Annotated in this window: 1 pseudogene; it reads left to right on the top strand. The window is 45.8% G+C overall.

The window, feature by feature from the left end:
• Positions 1 to 831, top strand: a pseudogene (locus A3735_RS07540) (2-oxoglutarate dehydrogenase E1 component); the annotation flags it as partial.

Raw genomic sequence — 831 nt, 5'->3', positions numbered from 1 at the left:
TAGTTTGCTAGCAGAAGGTCATGAAATTCGTATCTCAGGTCAAGATGTTGGTCGCGGTACCTTCTCTCATCGTCATGTTGTTTTACACAACCAGACAGATGGATCGACTTATGTGCCTTTGCAGAATATCAAAGAAGATCAGCCTAAGTGCGAGATTATCGACTCCTTGTTATCGGAAGAGGCGGTTCTTGCCTTTGAATATGGTTTTGCAACGACCAACCCTGGTGCACTCGTAGTTTGGGAAGCTCAGTTTGGTGACTTCGCAAACGGCGCACAAGTTGTTATTGACCAGTTTATTACCAGTGGTGAGTTAAAGTGGGGGCGCCTATGTGGCCTAACCATGCTACTACCTCACGGTTATGAAGGTCAGGGTCCTGAACACTCCTCCGCTCGCTTGGAACGCTACTTGCAGTTGTGTGCTGAGCATAATATCCAGGTTTGTGTGCCAACTACGCCAGCACAGGTGTTCCATATGCTTCGTCGTCAGGTTAAACGACCTTTGAGGAAGCCTCTGATCGCCATTACGCCGAAGAGTTTACTTCGTCACAAAGAAGCTACCTCAACGCTTGATGATTTGAGCTCAGGTACATTCCAGACAGTTATTGGCGATAGCTATGTTGATGATGTTCGCAATATAAAACGCGTCATTATGTGTAGCGGTAAGGTTTATTATGACCTGTTGAATTTCCAACAGCATAATGAAATTACTGATACTGCGGTGATTCGTATCGAGCAATTGTATCCGTTCCCTGGGGATGATCTTAAGGCCATCTTGGAACAGTACCCGAAAGCAAGTGATGTTGTTTGGTGTCAGGAAGAGCCCCAAAATCA

The organism is Oleiphilus sp. HI0061 (assembly GCF_001635675.1).
Note: the sequence above shows the minus strand (reverse complement) of the source record. Positions and strands in the feature narration are given on the sequence as shown.